Consider the following 18,783-nt stretch of genomic DNA (forward strand, 5'->3'; position numbering starts at 1 on the left):
CTCATGTCCACCCTTGCAATAGATCGGTGGGATCACATTCCTATATACACGGTTTCGCGTCTTGAACCGAATAAGGTCAGCAATTAGCTTGCGCTCGAAAGATTGAGAAAGCCTTCCGATGCAATTCCAGGGAACCGCCGACTATATCGCCGACAAGGATCTGATGGTCGCAGTCAATGCCGCCATAAGGTTGGAGCGTCCGCTTCTCGTAAAGGGCGAACCCGGTACGGGCAAGACCGAACTTGCACGCCAGGTGGCGGCCGCGCTCGGTCTCGACCTGATCGAGTGGAATGTCAAATCGACGACGAAGGCCCAGCAGGGTCTCTACGAATATGACGCGGTTTCACGCCTGCGCGACAGCCAACTCGGCGACGTCAGAGTTCATGATGTCAGGAATTATATCCGCCAAGGCAAGCTCTGGCAGGCCTTCACCTCGCCGAAGAAGTGCGTGCTGCTGATCGACGAGATCGACAAGGCGGATATCGAATTTCCGAACGATCTCCTGCAGGAACTCGACCGCATGGAATTCCATGTCTACGAGACCGGGGAGACCATTCGGGCCGCGATCCGCCCGATCGTCATCATCACCTCGAACAACGAGAAGGAACTGCCGGACGCCTTCCTGCGCCGCTGTTTCTTTCACTATATCCGCTTTCCCGACATGGAGACGCTGAAGCGCATCGTCGAGGTGCATTATCCCGGCATCAAGCAGGCGCTCGTTCATGCGGCACTGACGCAATTCTTCGAAATCCGCGACGTGCCTGGCCTGAAGAAGAAGCCTTCGACCTCCGAAGCGCTCGACTGGATTCGCCTGCTTGTTACAGACGATATCGATCCCGAAACGCTACGCGCCGATGCGAAGAACGCGTTGCCGAAGCTGCATGGCGCACTGCTGAAGAACGAGCAGGATGTCCATCTCTTCGAACGGCTGGCCTTCATGGCGCGAGGGCAGGGAAGATAATGCAACCCGATGCCGTCAAGGTCTTAATCTATGCCGTTCGGGATGGGCATCTGCTTGTTTTCGGTGAGCCAGATTTTCCCGCCGTCCAGATCCAGGTTCCTGGCGGCACGGTCGAATCCGGTGAGGACATCGTAGCGGCCGCGGCGCGCGAATTCGAGGAGGAGACCGGTTTTGCGCCACACGAACTCTATTCGCTGGGCGTTCACGACTACCATTTCGAAAAGAACGGCCGCGATTACCATCACCAACGGCACTATTTCCGCTGCCATATCTCCGAACGAGCGCCTGCCACTTGGCTTCACTACGAAATGACGCCTTTCGACGGTGGCGACCCGATCGGCTTCCGCTTCTTCTGGCTACCGATCGAAGCTGCCAGGCATCGCCTGGGTTACGGCATGGAAGCCCTCCTTGAATATCTGTAGGCCACATCGCGCCTCCAAGCTCAACCCCAGACTTTCCCCGACGCTTGCCCCATTGACCCGCGGAGATGTCGGGTTTATGAAATTTCCCTCGTGGTGATTTGGCCGGCCGGCTTGCAGCCACGTTAAATAAGTCGCTAAAGGGCCGCGTGCGGACCGGTAGCGATTCTTATCGCGGCCGGTTTTTTTGTATTTGGCGAGTGAAACGATGCCCATCAAGATTCCCGATACGCTCCCCGCGTTTGAAACCCTCCAGAACGAGGGTGTGCGGGTGATGACCGAAACGGTGGCGTTCCGACAGGATATCCGCCCCCTTCAAATCGGGCTTCTGAACCTCATGCCGAACAAGATCAAGACCGAGATCCAGATGGCGCGCCTGGTCGGCGCATCGCCGCTGCAGGTGGAGTTTTCGCTGGTGCGCGTTGGCGGCCACAAGGCCAAGAACACCTCGCAGGAGCATCTGCTTGCTTTCTACGAGACGTGGGAAGAAGTGAAGCACCGCAAGTTCGACGGCTTCATCATAACCGGCGCACCGATCGAGCTGCTGGAATATGAGGACGTCACCTACTGGAACGAGATGCAGGAGATCTTAGACTGGACGACCACCAACGTCCATTCGACGATGAACGTCTGCTGGGGGGCGATGGCGGCGATCTACCATTTCCACAAGGTGCCGAAATATACGCTTACGGAGAAGGCTTTTGGCGTCTATCGCCACCAGAACCTGAAGCCCTCTTCGGTCTATCTCAACGGCTTCTCCGACGATTTCGCCATTCCGGTGTCCCGCTGGACCGAAGTGCGCCGGGCAGACATCGAAAAAGTGCCCGGCCTGGAAATACTGATGGACTCGAGCGAGATGGGCGTCTGTCTCGTGCACGAACAAGCCTGCAACCGGCTCTACATGTTCAATCACGTGGAGTATGATTCCACGTCGCTGGCGGATGAGTATTTCCGCGATGTGAATGCGGGCGTGCCGATCAAGATGCCGCACAACTACTTCCCGCATAACGACCCGGAAATTCCTCCGCAGAACCGGTGGCGCAGCCATGCGCATCTGTTCTTCGGCAACTGGATCAATGAGATCTACCAGACCACGCCGTATGATCTGGAGGAGATTGGCCAGGAAAGGACGTGAGGCTTGTTCATTCCCTTCTTCCTGAAGCTGAGGCAAGCGAAAGTTCCGGTGACGCTCCGGGAATTCCTGTCGCTGCTTGAGGGAATGGAAGAAGGGATTGCCGATTACGACGTGGAGGCCTTCTACTATTTGGCCCGCGCGACGCTGATTAAGGACGAACGCTTCATCGATCGCTTCGATCAGGTCTTCGCCGATTACTTTCGCGGCGTCGAGGCGATCGGCGGCAATGCCGATGGAGAAGCAATGGAGCGGACCGCCATTCCCGAGGAATGGCTGCGCAAACTTGCCGAGCGGCATCTGACCGAAGACGAAAGACGGCAGATCGGGGCGCTCGGCGGCTTCGACAAGCTGATGGAGACGCTGCGCGAACGGCTGGCCGAGCAGAAGGGCCGGCATCAGGGCGGCTCGAAATGGATCGGCACGGCAGGCACCTCGCCCTTCGGCGCCTACGGCTACAATCCGGAAGGCGTGCGCATCGGCCAGGAAACCTCGCGCCATCGCCGGGCGGTAAAAGTCTGGGATCGGCGCGACTTCAGGAATCTCGACGACGGCGTCGAGCTCGGCACTCGCAACATCAAGGTAGCGCTGAAGCGCCTGCGCCGCTGGGTTCGCGAGGGGGCAGCCGAGGAACTTGATCTTTCCGGCACGATCCGCTCCACCGCGGAGCATGGCTATCTCGATGTCCGGACACGGCCGGAACGCCGCAACGCGGTGAAGCTTCTGATGTTCTTCGATGTCGGCGGCTCGATGGATGACCATATCCGCGTCGTCGAGGAACTCTTCTCCGCCGCGCGATCCGAGTTCCGCCACACGGAGTATTTCTATTTCCACAATTGCCTCTACGAAGGCGTGTGGAAGGACAATCGCCGTCGGCGCGTCGATATCACCGCGACGACGGATCTCATCCGCACCTTCGGTCCAGACTACCGCGTCGTCTTCGTCGGCGACGCATCCATGAGCTCCTATGAGATCACTCAGCCAGGCGGCTCGGTGGAGCACTGGAACAAGGAGGCCGGCGAGACCTGGCTCGCGCGAATGACCGGTCATTTCCGCAAATGCGTCTGGATCAATCCCGTGCCGGAAAGCTATTGGGGCCATACGACCTCGATCTCGATGATCCGCCGGCTGATGAGCGACCGCATGTATCCCCTGACGCTCGGCGGGTTGGAGAAGGCGACAAGGGAATTGTCGCGCTAACATCAGGCTTCCTCCGCGCTTAGCCCTCACCCCGGCCCTCTCCCCGTTTTGACGGGGAGAGGGGCTCTACAAGGATCCTCTAGAACCAGAGGCAACTGTCTGCCTCTGTCGTCCCCTCTCCCCGCAAGCGGGGAGAGGGTTAGGGTGAGGGGCCGTTACAGAAACCGCCCGCTCTGTCATAGGCATTGCATACTTCGGGCGCAGCGTAGCGTCTCGAAAGAAAGCCGGACGGAGCCTTGATCCCCCTCTGCTTACCCCTAAATTTCGCCATCGAACTGGTTGCGGAACGGCGCGAATGGAGGCAGGGTCTGACCTCGCATACTCAAAAGCAATGGATGAGCTGATATGACGGAAAGCACTTTGCAGCGGGAACATTTTGGGACGACGGCCGATGGGGATACCGTTTATCGCGTCAAGATCGTCGGTGGCGGCCTGACGGCTCATATCATGTCATGGGGCGCGGTCATCCAGGACCTTCGCCTTGATGGCCACGAGCCCTCGCTCCTGCTCGGCTTCGACAATTTTGCCGATTATCCCCTCCATTCCTCCTATTTCGGCGCCACGCCCGGCCGCTGCGCCAACCGCATCGGCGCCGGTCGCTTCACGCTTGATGGTAAGCAGTATCAGCTGGAGCTCAATGAAAAGGGCGTCACCCACCTGCACGGCGGCAAGGACAATATCGCCAAGCGCAACTGGACCATCGTCGAGCATAGTACCGACCGCGTCGTCCTGAAGATCGTCGATCCCGATGGCCGCGCCGGCTATCCCGGCAATTGCACGATACAGGCGACCTATTGGGTCCATGGCAACGGCGAATTGTCGGTCACCTACGAATCCACAACCGACCAGCCGACGCTCGCCAATGTCTGCCAGCACGCCTATTTCAATCTCGACGGCCGCGACGATGCCCTCGGCCACGACATCATGATCGCCGCCGATCACTATACGCCAACGGACGACAAACAGGTGCCGACCGGTGAGATCCGCTCCGTCGAAGGCACCGCCTTCGATTTCCGCGAGATGGCGCCGATGAAGCGCTTCGAAGGAAGCGAGCAGGCGCTTTACGACCACAATTTCTGCCTCTCGACCGAGCGTACCGCCAAGCGGTCCGTGGTCCTTGCCCGCAGCGTCAATTCCGGCGTCTCGCTCGAGGTGCGCACCACCGAGCCCGGCGTGCAGTTTTATACCGGTTTCAAGCTGGACGTGCCGGTTCCCGGCCATGACGGCCGCAAGATCGGCCCGTTTGCCGGTTTCTGCCTGGAAACGCAGGTCTGGCCCGACGCCATCAACCACCAAGGCTTCCCCAATGCCGTGCTCCGCCCGGGCGAGGTATTGCGGCAGGAAACGGATTACATCTTCACCAAGAACTGAGTTGGGCATGGCCCGCTCATTTGAAAGTCGGCCGGGCGTCCAAAGCGCCCGGCCGATTCTTTTTTGCGATGCGACCAGATTCACCTTGTGGATTGGTTCTAAATAGGTTCTATATAAACACCATGGATAGAACCAGTTTGATCCTCGAATTGAATAATCGCGGTTTGAGCGACGAGACCGCGAGCGGACCGCTTTACAAGCGCCTGGCGCAGGCGCTGACCGGCCTCATCCAGGAAGGTTTGCTGAAGCCGGGCACGGCGTTGCCGGGCGAGAGAGACCTAGCCGGAGCGTTGGAAATCGGCCGCGTCACGGTGCGTACCGCCTATCGCGATCTCCTCGCCTCGGGCGTCATCGAATCCCGCCACGGCAGCGGCACCTTCGTCTCGCAGCATGTCGAGCGCATCGAGCAACCGCTCTGGCGCCTCTCCTCCTTCTCCGCCGACATGCGCTCGCGCGGCCGCGAACCGGCGGCGCGCATCCTGTCACGCACCGTCAGCGCACCGGCGCCGGAGGAATCGTTCCTGCTTGGCCTCAGCCTTGATGAGCCCGTATTGCGGCTCGACCGACTGCGCCTGGCGGATGGCCAGCCACTCGCTATCGAACGCGCCGTCGTTCCCATCAAGTTTCTGGGCGAAGATGCCATATCCGAAGGATCGCTATATGACGCCCTTGCTGCCAAGGGTTTCAAACCGGTGCGTGCCCAGCAAAGGCTGACCGCAGTGACGCTCGACCCGACCTCCGCCTCGATCCTAACCGTGAAGGCCGGCGCGCCGGCGCTTCTGATCGAACGCGTCTCCCGCCTGGCCGACCAGCGCGTCGTTGAATATACCCGCTCGCATTATCGCGGCGATGCCTATGATTTTGTTGCTGAATTGAGAATTGGAGATGACCTATGAGCGAAACCCAATCCCTGATGCTGACGGAAGCCGGCCAATCGCCCGAGGTGGTTGCGACGCTGCTTGAAAAGGAAAAGCCAGCTTTCGCCGAGATCGCGAAGCTCTTCTCGACCGGTCGTCCATCGCTGATCACGACGGCCGCGCGCGGCTCTTCGGACCATGCCGCCACCTTCTTCAAGTATCTCTTCGAAATCTCCTGCGGCGTCCCCGTCGCTTCTGTCGGCCCGTCGATCGCCTCCGTCTATGGCGCACCACTGCATCTGAAGGGCGGCATCCACTTCACCGTCTCCCAGTCCGGCGGCAGCCCTGACATTATCGCCCTGCAAGCCGCTGCCAAGAAGGGTGGCGCCACCACGATCGCCGTGGTCAACGTCACCGACAGCCCGCTCGCCAAGGAAGCCGACATCGTGCTCGGCCTCAATGCTGGCAAGGAACAGAGCGTCGCTGCGACAAAATCCTTCATCGCCTCGGTTGCCGCCCTTGCCGGCGTGACGGCAGCGATTTCGCAGGATAAGGCCCTGATCGACGGCCTTGCGAAACTGCCGGAAGCGCTTGCCGCCACCTCGGGCATCGACGGCAAGGCTGCCGAGGATGTGCTTTTCAATGCCTCCTCGCTCTATACCGGCGGCCGCGGCCCCGCCTTCGCTATCGCGCTGGAAGCAGCTCTAAAGGCCAAGGAAACAGCCAGCCTTCATGCCGAAGCCTTCTCGCTGGCCGAACTCATGCACGGCCCGATGCGCCTCGTGCATCCGGGCTTCCCGATCGTCGCCTTCTCGCCCGACGATGCTGCCTTTGCCAACAATGCTCAGGCGCTCGAACGCCTGCAGAAGCTCGGCGCCACAGCCGTCTCCTTCTCGACCGCACCGCTTGCCGGCATAAACCTGCGCATGCCGACGACGGGCAACGGCCTGCTCGATCCGCTCGTGTCGCTGCTGTGCTACTATCGTCTCATCGAGTCGGTGACGCGTCGCAAGGGTTTCGACCCGGACAAGCCGGCTAATCTCCTCAAGGTAACGGAGACCATGTGATGGACTACAAGGTCTTTACCGGCGCCCGCATCTTCGATGGCGATCGGTTTCACGAGGATAGCGCATTGGTGATCGGTAATGGCCGTATCCATGCCATTACCGGTGCCAATGATGTGCCCGACAATGCCGAAACGATCGCGTTGAACGGCGGTGTGCTTGCTCCCGGCTTCATCGACGCGCAGGTCAATGGTGGCGGCGGCCGCATGTTGAATGACGAGCCCTCGGCCGACTCCATGTTTATGATCGCCGCAGGACACCGCCCCTACGGTACGACATCGCTACTGCCGACGCTGATCACCGATGTCGCGGCCGCGAGCGCGGCGGCGATCGAGGGCGCGATCGAGGCGGTGAAAGCCAATCGCGGCGTCGCCGGACTGCATCTGGAAGGCCCCCATCTGGCGCCGGCCCGCAAGGGCGCGCATCTTGCCGAGCTGATGCGCCCGGTCGAAGACAACGACGTCCGGACCTTCATCCGCGCCCGTGAGGCGATCGGCACCTTGCTGGTGACGATTGCCGCCGAGCAGGTCACCGAGCGGCAGGTGCAGGCACTCGCCGAAGGCGGCGTCATCGTCAGCATCGGCCATAGCGATTGCACGGCGGAAGCCGCCGATGCGCGTTTCGATGCCGGTGCGCGCGGCGTTACCCATCTTTTCAACGCCATGAGCCAGATGGGCCATCGCGCACCCGGTCTCGTCGGTGCGGCGATCGATCACCCTGCCCCCTGGTGCGGCATCATCGCCGACGGCCATCATGTCGATCCGATAGCACTACGCGTCGCGCTGCGTGCAAAGCGCGGTGAAGGCCGGCTGTTCTTCGTCACGGATGCCATGTCGCTCGTCGGCACCGATCTTCCGAGCTTTACGCTGAACGGCCGCACGGTCTATCGCACCAAGGGCGGCTATTGCTCCAAGCTGACGCTCGATGACGGCACGCTGGCGGGCTCCGATGTCGATATGGCCTCCACCATCCGCTACGGCGTCAATATTCTCGAGCTGCCGCTGGCTGAGGCCCTGCGCATGGCGACGTCCTATCCCGCCCGCTTCCTGCGGCTCGCCGACCGCGGCCATCTGACGCCGGGAACCCGCGCCGATCTCGTCCACATCAACGACGCCATCGAAGTCACCGAAACATGGATCTCCGGCCAGCCTTCGGCCTAAAATTTGAAAAGGAGGCTCGGCATGACCGCAGTCACGGACAGCTATTTCACCGCCCTCATCGGCCGGCTGGAAACCTTGCGTGAAACGCTGGCCGAGCCGATGTCGAGGGCTTCGGCCGCCATTTGCGCGGCCGCACGCGCCGATCGCCGCGTCTATGTCTTCGGCACCGGCCACTCGCACATGCTGGCCGAGGAGGTGCATTATCGCGCCGGCGGCCTCGCCTTCACCATCCCCGTGCTGGTGGGCTCTGCCATGCTGCATGAAGGCGCCGTTATCAGCTCGGTCTATGAGCGCACCGAAGGGCTTATCCGCCCGGTCTTCGAACGCTATGGCATGCAGCCGGGCGACGTGCTGATTATCGCCTCCAATTCCGGCGTCAACGCCGCGCCGATCGAGGCGGCCGATTATGGCCGCGAAATCGGCGCGACGGTCATCGCCATCACATCGCTCGCCTATTCGGCCGCCATCGCCAATGGACGCCGGAGATTGGCCGACATCGCCGATATCGTGCTGGACAACGGCTTGCCGCCGGGCGATGCCATGATCGATCTGCCGGGCACGGAGCTGAAGGTCGGGCCGGCCTCGACAGCAGTCGGTACGACGGTCCTGAACGCCATCTTCGCCGATGTCGCTGCCGAACTCTGCAAGGATGGCAATCCGCCCGTCTACCTCAGCGCCAACATGCCGGGCGCCAAGGAAACCAACCAGCAGCTGGTCAAGAAATACCGGCCTCGCAACCCGCATCTCTAAAGCAATTCTAGGAAAAGTGCGCAGCGGTCTTCCGTCCGGGATTGCGTACAGCCAAAGAGATAGAGCGGCTCAGAGATTCCGTGAAAAACTGAAACGCTCTCAGGCCCCCCCCCCCGAAAGCTCGCAGCAGCTTCCTGCCTGAAACCCGTAAAAACAATGGGATAGGGCGGTTGAGCGTTTCCCGTGAAACACCCAGCCGCTTGGTCAGGCATCATTGTGCCGCGGCATCGGTGGCCGAGGGCTCCTGCGCGGCTTCCGCCTGCTTGCGCCGCCGGCGCAGAACGACATAGAAAACCGGCGTCAGGAACAGACCGAACAGCGTCACGCCGAGCATGCCCGAAAAGACGGCCGTACCGAGCGATTGCCGCATTTCCGCGCCGGGGCCTGTGGCAATCATCAGCGGCACGACGCCGAAGATAAAGGCGAAGGCCGTCATCAAGATCGGACGCAGACGCAGGTGGCTGGCCTCGATGGCCGCCTCGACGGCGCTCTTTCCCTCAGCCTGCGCTTGTCGGGCAAACTCCACGATCAGGATCGCGTTCTTGGCCGCAAGGCCTATCAGCACGATAAGCCCGATCTGCGTGAGGATATTGTTGTCCATCCCCCTCAGATGCACGCCGATCAGCGCCGCCAGAACCGCCAGCGGCACGATGAGAATGATCGCAAGCGGCAGGATCCAGCTTTCATATTGCGCCGACAGCGCCAGGAAGACGAAGATGACCGACAGGGCGAAGATATAGATCGCGGTATTGCCGGTATGCTTTTCCTGATAGGCAAGCTCCGTCCATTCGAAAGTCGTGCCCGAAGGCAGAAGGTTCTTCGCCAGCCCTTCCATGATATCGAGGGCCGAGCCGGTAGAGACACCCGGCCCCGGATTACCTTGAAGGGGGACCGAGACATACATGTTATAGCGCTGCACCAGCGTCGGCCCGGTCGTATCCCGGATATCGACCAGCGTGCCGAGCGGTACGAGCGCTCCGGTCGCCGAACGCACCTTCAGCGCCAGAATATCCTCGCGGTCCATGCGATATTGCTGATCGGCCTGCGCCCGCACCTGATAAACGCGGCCGAAGGCATTGAAGTCGTTGACATAGGACGTGCCGAGATTGATCGACAGCGTCTCGAAGATATTCGGGATCGGCACGTTGAGCGCCCGCGCCTTGTCGCGGTCGATCGCCAGGAAATATTGCGGGCTGTTGGCCGAGAAGGTGGTGAAGACGCCGCTGACGCCCTTATTCTGCGCGGCAACACCCATCATCTGATAGGCGAGCGGCAGGATGCGGCGCATGTCAGCATTTTCCCGGTCCATGATCTGCATCTTGAAGCCGCCGGAATTGCCGATGCCACGGATCGACGGCGGCGGAATGGCGATGATGAAAGCCTCCTCGATGCCTTGCAGGCTACTGAAGAGCTGGCCGATGATCTTGGTGGCCGTGTCGCCGCTCTTCAACCGCTCCTCGAATGGCTTGAACGGCGTGAAGATGACACCCGAATTCGAGGCATTGGTGAAGGTTGCACCGTTGAAGCCGGCAAAGGCAACCGCATTGGCGATGCCGGGCGTCTTATTGATGATATCGGTCGCCTTCTGGATGACGGCGTTGGTGCGGGCCAGCGAGGCTCCATCAGGCAGCTGCACGACGACGATGGCATAGCCCTGGTCCATGGTGGGAACGAAGCCCTGCGGCACGATCCGGCCCATATACCATGTGCCGGCGAGCAGCCCGGCAAAGACGAGAAGCGCGCAGGCGAGAGCCGCCCACGTCGTGACGAGGTGGCGGACGATCCAGGAATAGCCGCGGCTCATTCGCTCGAAACCCCGATTGAACCCGTCACCCAGGGCACGGCCGAAGCGCGCGAAGATATTGTTGGATTTCTCGTGGCTGTGCGGACGAAGGACGATCGCGGCGATCGCCGGCGAGAGCGTCAGCGAGTTCAAGCAGGAAATCGCCGTCGCGACCGAGATCGTCACCGCGAACTGCCGGTAGAACTGCCCGGAAATGCCGGGAATGAAGGCTGTCGGCACGAAGACCGCAATCAGCACCAGCGAGATTGCCAGCACGGCCGTACCGACCTCGTTCATGGTCACATGTGACGCCTCTTTCGGCGTCATGCCGAGTGCGAGGTTGCGCTCGACATTCTCCACCACCACGATCGCATCGTCGACGACGATACCGATGGCGAGCACCAGGCCGAACAGTGTCAGCATGTTCAGCGAGAAGCCGAAGGCGAGCAGGAAGGCGAAAGTGCCGATCAGCGAAACGGGGATTGCGACAATCGGAATGATCGCCGTTCGCCAGGATTGCAGGAAAACCAGCACAACGATGGCGACGAGAACCGCCGCCTCGAAGATCGTCTTGTAGACCTCGTGGATCGACTCGGCGATGAACTCCGTCGGGTTGTAGATGATGCGGTATTCCAGCCCCTGCGGAAAATCCTGCGACAAGTCCTCCATGGTCTTCTGGATATCGGCGGCGGCGGCGAGCGCATTGGTGCCGGGCCGGGCAAAGACGCCGAGCGCCACCGCCGGGCTGCCGTTCAGATAGCTGTTGGTGACGTAATCCTGGGCGCCGAGCTCGATGCGCGCAACATCCTGCAACTGCACGAGACGCCCGTTGCCGGTTGCCTTGACGATGACGTAGCGGAATTGCCGTGCGTCGGAAAAGCGCCCCTGGGTCGTGACGGTGTATTGGAAGGCGTTGGTGCCCGAAACCGGCGGCCCGCCGATCGCGCCGCCCGAAACCTGCACGTTCTGATCCCGCAGCGCCTGCACGATATCGCCGGCGGTCATGCCGTAGGCCGCGAGCTTTTCCGGATCGAGCCAGATGCGCAGCGAATATTGCCGTTCGCCGAAGAGCTGCACGTCGCCAACACCGTCCAGACGGACGAGAATGTCGCGGATGCGCGTACGCGCATAGTTGGAAATATAGAGCTGGTCGTAACGATTATTCGGCGACAAGAGATGCACGACCATCATCAGGTCGGGCGAGCTCTTGACTGTCGTAATGCCGATGCGGCGGACGTCGTCGGGCAGGCGCGGCTCTGCGATGGCGACGCGGTTCTGCACCAGCACCTGCGCCTTGTCGAGATCGGTGCCGAGCTTGAAGGTTACCGTCAGCGACATGGAGCCGTCGGCACTGGAATAGGAGGACATGTAGAGCATGTCCTCAACGCCGTTGACCTCCTGCTCGATCGGCGTCGCCACCGTATCGGCGATAGTCTGGGCGTCGGCACCGGGATAGGAGGTGCGAATGACGATGGTAGGAGGCGCGACCTCGGGATATTGCGCTACCGGCAATTGGAAATAAGCGATGCCGCCGACGATCAGCAGCACGATGGAGAGGACCGATGCGAAAATCGGCCGATCGACGAAGAAGTGGGAAAACCTCATTGGCTGGTCCCCTGTGCATCGGCCTGGGCCGGCGGCTCGTCGTTCGTCGCCTGCTGCGGCAGCTCGATCAGCTGCGGCGTCACCTTGACGCCGGGCCGGATCCGCATCAGCCCGTTGACGACGATCGTCTCGTCGCCGGTCATGCCCTCACGGATGACGCGATAGCCATAGAGCTTCGGCCCGAGGCGCACCGGCTTCGGCGTGATATTGCCGGCGGTATCGGCGACATAGACGACGCGCTGATTCTGGTCCGAGCCGATAGCTTCGTCGGGGATCAGGATCGCCTTGTAGCTGTTCGAGCCTTGTACCTGAACGCGTCCGAACAGGCCGGGCTGCAGGATGAAATCAGGGTTCGGGAAGCGGGCGCGGACACGGATCGTGCCCGTTTCGTTGTCGACGCGGTTTTCGGCGAAATCGAGCTTGCCTTTGAACGGCTTCTGGCGGGAATCGGCGATGGTCACGGTCACATCCAGCCCGCCGCCGCCCTGCTGGAGGGCACTGCCGTTCTTACGAGCCTCATCGGCATAGGAGAGCAGCCGGCGCTCGTCGACGTCGAAATAGAAATCGATGGGATCGAGCGACACGATGGTCGTCAGCACGGTCTGATCGGCCTGCACGAGATTGCCGACGGAAATCAGCCGGCGGTCGATGCGGCCGCTGAGCGGTGCGGTGATCTTGGTGAAATCCATGTCGAGATTGGCGCGATCGACAGCGGCCTGCGCGCCACGCACATTCGCTTCGGCGGAAACGAGATCGCGGCGGCGGTCGTCGAGGGTCGACGCCGACTGGCTGCCCGTTGTCGACAGCGATTGCGCGCGCTTGAATTGTGCATCGGCGAGCGTCAGTGACGACTTCGCGACTTCCAGCGACGCCGTCGATTCGTTCAGTGCGGTCACGAATGGCCGCTGGTCGATGACGAAAAGCAGGTCGCCCTGCTTGACCATGGCGCCATCCTTGAAATGCACTTCCTGCAGATAGCCGCCGACCCGCGAGCGCACAGAAACTTCATCGACCGCCTGGAAGCGCCCAATGAACTCGTCGCTGTCGACAACATCTCGGACGATGGGCTTGGCAACCGTGACGGGCGGAGCCGGCGGCGCACCCTGCGCCAGCGCCTGGGCGCCCGAAAAAACGGCAAGAACACAGCTGAATAACACGGCACGCGGCAGCATCGGCATGAAGGCCCCCTCGAAAAACCGCATGCGGCATCAGGCGCCGTCATCACGGTAAGCGCTCACGAAATTTGTCTGCAACTTTCTACGAAGAACCTGTCGCCATCAGGCGCAATCCAATCAGGCCGCTTCGGACTTCCCCAACATGCGCCACGGGCCACGTCGGCCCGGGGGTATCAACCGGCCCGTCGTCCGGCAGCATGCGTTAATGTATAAACGGTTTATCGGATTCGACAACAGGGAATGAACCGGCTGCGACCGAGCGCAACCGATTGTTTTTTCTGCATAGTAAAGACGCGCATAGGATGAGCGGATATGGGCCTTAGCCCTCCAGCTCCTCGCGCAGCATTTCGAGCTCCAGCCATTCTTCTTCCATCCTGGTCAGGCTTTCGCGCAGCTTTTCCATCTCCGCAGCAAGGCGGTTGAAGGTTGCCGGATCCTTGGAAAAGAGGTTCGGATCGGCCATTTTCTTCTCGCGAGCAGCAATCTCAGCTTCCGCCTTGGCCATTTCCTTCGGCAGGTTTTCGAGCGCGAATTTCTGCTTGTAGGAAAGCTTGCCCTTGCCCTTCGAAGCCTCGGAAGCCGACGCCGAAGCTTCGGCCGACTTCGGCTTTTCGGCCGCCTTTTCAGCCCGCCTGCGTTCCTCGATAGCGCCCTTCCGCTGGGCAAGCATGTCGGAATAGCCGCCGGCATATTCGATCCAGCGGCCGTCCGGATCTTCGGGATCGGCGGGCGCAATCGTCGAGGTCACGGTACGGTCGAGGAAATCACGATCGTGGCTGACGAGGATGACCGTGCCGGCAAAGCCGGACACGATTTCCTGCAGCAGGTCGAGCGTCTCGATATCGAGATCGTTCGTCGGTTCGTCGAGGATCAGGAGATTGGTGGGCCGCGACAGGATGCGCGCCAGCATCAGCCGGGCGCGCTCGCCGCCGGAGAGGTTCTTGATCGGCGTGCGCGCCTGTTCGGGCTGGAAGAGGAATTCCTTCATATAGCCGGTCACATGCCGCTGCTCGCCATTGACGAGCAGGTTCTCGCCGCGACCATCGGTCAGATAGTTGGCGAGCGTATCTTCCGGGTTCAGCTCCTCGCGCTTCTGGTCGAGCGTCGCGATCTCCAGATTGGTGCCGAGCTTCACCGTGCCGCTATCAGGCTCCAGCTGACCCGTCAGCATCTTCAGAAGCGTCGTCTTGCCCGCGCCGTTCGGGCCGACGAGACCGATGCAATCGCCGCGATGCACACGGATCGAAAAGGGCGCGACGATGACCCGCTCATTATAAGCCTTGGTAATCTTGTCCGCCTCGATCACCAGCTTGCCGCTTTCCTGCGCATCGGAAGCAGCCGCCTGTACGGTGCCCAAAGCACCTCTATGGCCGCGGTAGCGCGAACGCATATCCTGAAGCTCGCCGAGGCGGCGCATGTTGCGCTTGCGCCGCGCCGTCACGCCGTAGCGCAGCCAGTGCTCCTCGCGCTCGATCTGTTTGCCGAGCTTGTGCTGCTCCAGCTCCTCGGCTTCCAGCACCTGATCGCGCCAGGCCTCGAAATGGGCAAATCCCTTATCCAGCCGGCGCGAGGTGCCGCGGTCCAGCCAAACGGTCGCGGTCGACACTTTTTCAAGGAAGCGACGGTCGTGCGAGATCAGCACGAGTGCGCTGCGGCTCTTCTGCAGTTCGCCTTCCAGCCACTCGATGGTCGGCAGGTCGAGATGGTTCGTCGGCTCGTCGAGCAGCAGGATATCCGGCTCCGGCGCCAGAACACGGGCAAGCGCTGCACGGCGTGCTTCCCCGCCGGAAAGATTCTTCGGATCCTCTTCGCCGGTCAGACCAAGATGAGAGAGCAGATAGGTGACGCGATAGGGATCATCACCAGGCCCGAGGCCGGCTTCGGCATAGGCGGCAACCGTCTTGTAACCGGCAAAATCCGGTGCCTGCTCGAGATAGCGCACGGTCGATGACGGATGACGGAAGACTTCGCCCGATTGCGCCTCGACAAGACCAGCGGCGATCTTCAGGAGCGTCGACTTGCCGGAACCATTGCGTCCGACAAGGCAGATCTTGTCACCCGGCTCCACCTGCAGGTCGGCACCGGCGAGCAATGGCGCACCGCCAAAGCTCAGGAAGATGTCGTCGAGTTTCAGAATGGGAGGGGCCAAGATCAGACTCCGGAAAGGTCATAAGGGCGGGCAAGAACGATGGCCCTCCCGCTGCCGAGCGAGAAGCGCACGTCGCCTTCCGCCACATTGGAAATGGTGCGCGACGCGCCGAAGGGCAAATGAAAATCGTGCAAGGGGTAACGGGCATTCTCGATGAAGAGACCTGTCAGGTCGCTGAATCCGAGGACCGAAAACAGCGAGCCAGCCGGCAGCGCCAGCGTGAGTTCACCCGGCGGAAGCGGCACCGCCTCCTCGTCACCGGAGGTCAGGAAGATATCGAGGCCCTTTTCGGCCAGATGCACGCCGTAAAGCAGGTGCTGGATCGCGTGATCCGACCGCTCGCCGCCCATGGCACCGGCAAGGATCAGCCTCGTGGCACCGCGATCGATCGCTTCCGAAACGGCGATCTCGCCATCAGTCGCTGCCTTCGCCGCCGGATAGGGTTGCCTTGGAACATTCGGAAAGGCCCCCTGCAGATCGGCAGGCGTGGAATCGAAATCGCCGACCCACAGCTCCGGCTCCGCCCCGAGCGCGAGCGCATGGCGCATGCCGCCATCGGCCGCGATGAAACGGCTGCCGGAAACCGCATCGCGCAATCGCTCCGTCAGGCGAAGCTCGCCGCCAAGCAGGATGGTGAAGGTGGTGGACTGGCTCATGAGGCAAGCCCATAGCGCAAAGTCGTATCCCTAGGGAAGAGCGCCATGCTCAAGAACAACCGCGACAACCGCTCAGTCGTCCGTTTCCTTGATGCGCGCCTGGAAAACCCGCTCGTAGCCGCTGACGTAGCGGTCGAACAGCAGCGAGAAATTCTCGATTTCCTCCGGCGTCCAATCGGCGAAGATGCTGCCGATGACGGAATATTTCTGCGCCTGGATCTCCGACAGCAATCGCTGCCCGAGCGCGGTCAACACCACCACGATGCGCCGCGCATCCGCCTGCGACGCCTTGCGTCGCAACACGCCGCGCGTCACCATGTCGGCAACGATGCGGCTCGCCCGCGACGGATCGATCCGCAGCATCTCGGCAATCGTGCCGACGGTGACTTCGCCCGTCTCTTCCGCCCGCCGCACAACATCGAGCACGTCAAGATGAGACAGCTCGAGTCCCGGCGCGACGCTCTGAATGGCAAGCCTGCCGATCATGCGGCGACCTGTCAGTAGGCGCATGCGCGTCATCGCATGGCCGATACGCAGGAGATTCTCGTCGTCGGTCAGAGCCTGGGCTTCAATTTCACGTGTATTCGTCGCAGATGTCATCTTTCCACCATATCAGAGGCGGTAAAGAAATAAAACATGCAAACAGCATTCACCTGTTGTTGACATTTATATGCTAATGGCACATATATCTCAACTGTGAAAACCGGGCGTCCCGCGCATTCGATCGACCGCGCAACGTTTCGGCCAAGTTCGGATTTCCTGCCCCATGGACATGCAGACAAGCTTCACGCCGCTCGTGGCGGATCATAAGCGGCGGCTTATTCTTTTCCTGTTTCTGATGACCGCCATGTTCATGGCAACTCTGGATAACCAGATCGTCTCGACGGCACTGCCGACGATCGTCGGCGAATTCGGGCATCTGGAGCGCTTCGGCTGGATCGGATCAGCCTATCTTCTTTCGCTCTCCGCCGTCATGCCCGTCTACGGCAAGCTCGGCGATCTCTTCGGCCGCAAATATGTGATGATGACGGCGATCGCGATCTTCACGATCGGCTCCGCCGTCTGCGGCCTGGCCGTCTCGATGGATACGCTGATCGCCGCCCGCGTCCTTCAAGGCTTCGGCGGCGGCGGCATCATGGTCTCGATCTTCGCTGTCAACGCCGATCTTTTCGAGCCGCGGGAACGCGCTCGCTACCAGAGTTACTCGAGCCTGGTGCTCATGGCTTCCGGCGCCATCGGCCCGGTTCTCGGCGGCACGATGAGCGATCTCTTCGGCTGGCGTTCGATCTTCCTCGTCAACGTCCCGATCGGCTTTATCGTGCTGGCCGGCCTTGCTACCATGCTTCCCTATCGCAAACCGGCCCGACGCCCGAAGATCGACTATGCCGGCGCAATCGTTCTTGCGCTGACGACGACGAGCATCGTGCTTGCCGCCGACGGCAGCGAACTCTTCGGATCTCTGCTGTCGCCGCAGTGCCTCGGTATCATCGCCTTCGGCGTGATCTGCGCTATCGCCTGGGTCTTCATCGAGCGTCGCGCACCGGAGCCCATCGCGCCGATGACGTTGTTCCGTAACCCGACATTCGGCCTTCTGCTGATCATTTCGATCACAAGCGGCGCCGTGGCCATCGGCATGGTCAACTATTTTGCGCTCTTCCTGCAGACGACGACGGGCCTTTCGCCATCGATGGCCGGGCTGCTGTTCATTCTCCTGACCGGCGGCATCGTCTGCGGCTCACTATCGGCCGGCCGGCTAATTGCCGCGAGAGGGCGCTACAAGCCCTTCGCCGTCGCGAGTGCTGCCTGCAGCGCCATCGCGTTCGGCTCACTTGCCTTCCTGCCTGCCGGTACGCCCATCGTCATCATCGGCGGCCTGATGCTGCTGCACGGCATCGGCATCGGCCTTGCGCAGCAGGTGCCCGTCATCGGCGTGCAGAATGCAGCGGCTTCCCGTGACGTCGGCGCGGCAACGGGTGCCGTCACGCTCTCGCGCATGGGCGGCGCCTCCATCGCCATCTCCATCTACGGCGCCATCATCGCCGCCAAACTCGGCAATGTTGGTATCTCCATATCAGGCGTATCCGATATCGAGCAGCTGACGCCGAAGATGATGGCGGCTTTGCCGGAAGCAACCCGCGAGGCGGTCGCCAATGCCTATGCGAGCGCCTTCAGCCCGCTGTTCGTGACCGCCGCCGGCATCTGCCTTCTCGGCCTTTTGACCGCGCTGATGCTGAAGAACGTGCAGCTTCCGGGGGCGACGAAGAAATTCGAAAGCCCGGCGGTCGCGGAGGCTGCCGAGTAAATCCTCCATGCTGCAATCGGCAAGGGCATCATTTCCCTTGTCATCCCTTCGTCACAAGGCTAAATCTGCCGACGCTCTAACGGGGTGCCTTATGTCCTTCGGACATTTCGGCTGAGAGGCTTTCACCGGCCAACCCGCGGAACCTGATCCGGCTAACACCGGCGGAGGGATTAGACGCGTGACGAAATCATAGCGCCCT

The 18,783-nt window shown here is 61.3% G+C and carries 15 protein-coding genes and 2 riboswitches; of the genes, 10 read left to right on the forward strand and 5 right to left on the reverse strand.

The features are described 5' to 3' along the window. Positions 1–118: 118 nt before the first annotated feature. The 9 genes from AC13QY_RS20270 (at position 119) to AC13QY_RS20310 (ending at position 8,914) form a co-directional block, all read left to right on the forward strand. Positions 119–961 carry an AAA family ATPase gene (locus AC13QY_RS20270; protein ID WP_113389793.1) on the forward strand — a complete coding sequence of 281 codons (843 nt, stop codon included), beginning with the start codon at positions 119–121 and terminating at the stop codon, positions 959–961. Next, on the forward strand, positions 961–1,383 hold the full coding sequence (locus tag AC13QY_RS20275) for an NUDIX domain-containing protein (protein ID WP_113389792.1): 423 nt from the start codon (positions 961–963) through the stop codon (positions 1,381–1,383). Before AC13QY_RS20270 ends, AC13QY_RS20275 begins: the two co-directional genes overlap by 1 nt. 80 nt (positions 1,384–1,463) lie before the next feature. Beyond that, a riboswitch (SAM riboswitch) is annotated at positions 1,464–1,541 on the forward strand. 47 nt (positions 1,542–1,588) lie between these two features. Beyond that, complete coding sequence (gene metA / locus AC13QY_RS20280; protein ID WP_113331489.1) at positions 1,589–2,515, forward strand: homoserine O-acetyltransferase MetA; 927 nt, start codon at positions 1,589–1,591, stop codon at positions 2,513–2,515. Between the two features lie 3 nt (positions 2,516–2,518). Continuing rightward, on the forward strand, positions 2,519–3,712 hold the full coding sequence (locus tag AC13QY_RS20285) for a vWA domain-containing protein (RefSeq protein ID WP_488493882.1): 1,194 nt from the start codon (positions 2,519–2,521) through the stop codon (positions 3,710–3,712). A 345-nt stretch (positions 3,713–4,057) separates the two neighbouring features. Then, positions 4,058–5,083 carry an aldose epimerase family protein gene (locus AC13QY_RS20290; protein ID WP_269244608.1) on the forward strand — a complete coding sequence of 342 codons (1,026 nt, stop codon included), beginning with the start codon at positions 4,058–4,060 and terminating at the stop codon, positions 5,081–5,083. Positions 5,084–5,205: 122 nt separating this feature from the next. Continuing rightward, positions 5,206–5,979: a GntR family transcriptional regulator gene (locus tag AC13QY_RS20295; protein ID WP_112724171.1), complete on the forward strand. Its 774-nt coding sequence runs from the start codon at positions 5,206–5,208 to the stop codon at positions 5,977–5,979. After that, on the forward strand, positions 5,976–7,007 hold the full coding sequence (locus tag AC13QY_RS20300; RefSeq protein ID WP_488493883.1) for an SIS domain-containing protein: 1,032 nt from the start codon (positions 5,976–5,978) through the stop codon (positions 7,005–7,007). Before AC13QY_RS20295 ends, AC13QY_RS20300 begins: the two co-directional genes overlap by 4 nt. Further along, positions 7,007–8,164: an N-acetylglucosamine-6-phosphate deacetylase gene (gene nagA, locus AC13QY_RS20305; protein WP_113421224.1), complete on the forward strand. Its 1,158-nt coding sequence runs from the start codon at positions 7,007–7,009 to the stop codon at positions 8,162–8,164. Before AC13QY_RS20300 ends, nagA begins: the two co-directional genes overlap by 1 nt. A gap of 21 nt (positions 8,165–8,185) precedes the next feature. After that, positions 8,186–8,914, forward strand: coding sequence for an SIS domain-containing protein (locus AC13QY_RS20310; RefSeq protein ID WP_113352713.1), 729 nt, complete (start codon positions 8,186–8,188; stop codon positions 8,912–8,914). A gap of 211 nt (positions 8,915–9,125) precedes the next feature. Here AC13QY_RS20310 and AC13QY_RS20315 read toward each other — a convergent pair whose 3' ends face one another. The 5 genes from AC13QY_RS20315 to AC13QY_RS20335 all read right to left on the reverse strand — a co-directional run bounded on the left by AC13QY_RS20315 (position 9,126) and on the right by AC13QY_RS20335 (position 16,882). Continuing rightward, a complete protein-coding gene (locus AC13QY_RS20315) occupies positions 9,126–12,302 on the reverse strand; it encodes an efflux RND transporter permease subunit (RefSeq protein WP_488493884.1) in 3,177 nt (1,058 codons plus the stop codon). Next, positions 12,299–13,474, reverse strand: a complete 1,176-nt coding sequence (locus tag AC13QY_RS20320) for an efflux RND transporter periplasmic adaptor subunit (protein ID WP_488493909.1) — start codon at positions 13,472–13,474, stop codon at positions 12,299–12,301. Before AC13QY_RS20320 ends, AC13QY_RS20315 begins: the two co-directional genes overlap by 4 nt. Positions 13,475–13,796: 322 nt before the next feature. Continuing rightward, complete coding sequence (locus AC13QY_RS20325; RefSeq protein ID WP_113421226.1) at positions 13,797–15,626, reverse strand: ABC-F family ATP-binding cassette domain-containing protein; 1,830 nt, start codon at positions 15,624–15,626, stop codon at positions 13,797–13,799. A gap of 2 nt (positions 15,627–15,628) precedes the next feature. Beyond that, a complete protein-coding gene (locus AC13QY_RS20330; protein WP_488493885.1) occupies positions 15,629–16,282 on the reverse strand; it encodes a thiamine diphosphokinase in 654 nt (217 codons plus the stop codon). A gap of 72 nt (positions 16,283–16,354) precedes the next feature. After that, positions 16,355–16,882 (reverse strand): MarR family winged helix-turn-helix transcriptional regulator, encoded by a 528-nt coding sequence (locus AC13QY_RS20335; protein ID WP_113331467.1) that lies wholly within the window; start codon positions 16,880–16,882, stop codon positions 16,355–16,357. A gap of 166 nt (positions 16,883–17,048) precedes the next feature. Here AC13QY_RS20335 and AC13QY_RS20340 point away from each other — a divergent pair, with 166 nt between their 5' ends. Further along, complete coding sequence (locus AC13QY_RS20340) at positions 17,049–18,584, forward strand: MDR family MFS transporter (RefSeq protein ID WP_488493886.1); 1,536 nt, start codon at positions 17,049–17,051, stop codon at positions 18,582–18,584. 70 nt (positions 18,585–18,654) lie between these two features. Continuing rightward, positions 18,655–18,771: riboswitch (TPP riboswitch) on the forward strand. The last annotated feature ends 12 nt before the right edge of the window (positions 18,772–18,783 follow it).

The organism is Martinezella sp. CNPSo 3795 (assembly GCF_057784475.1).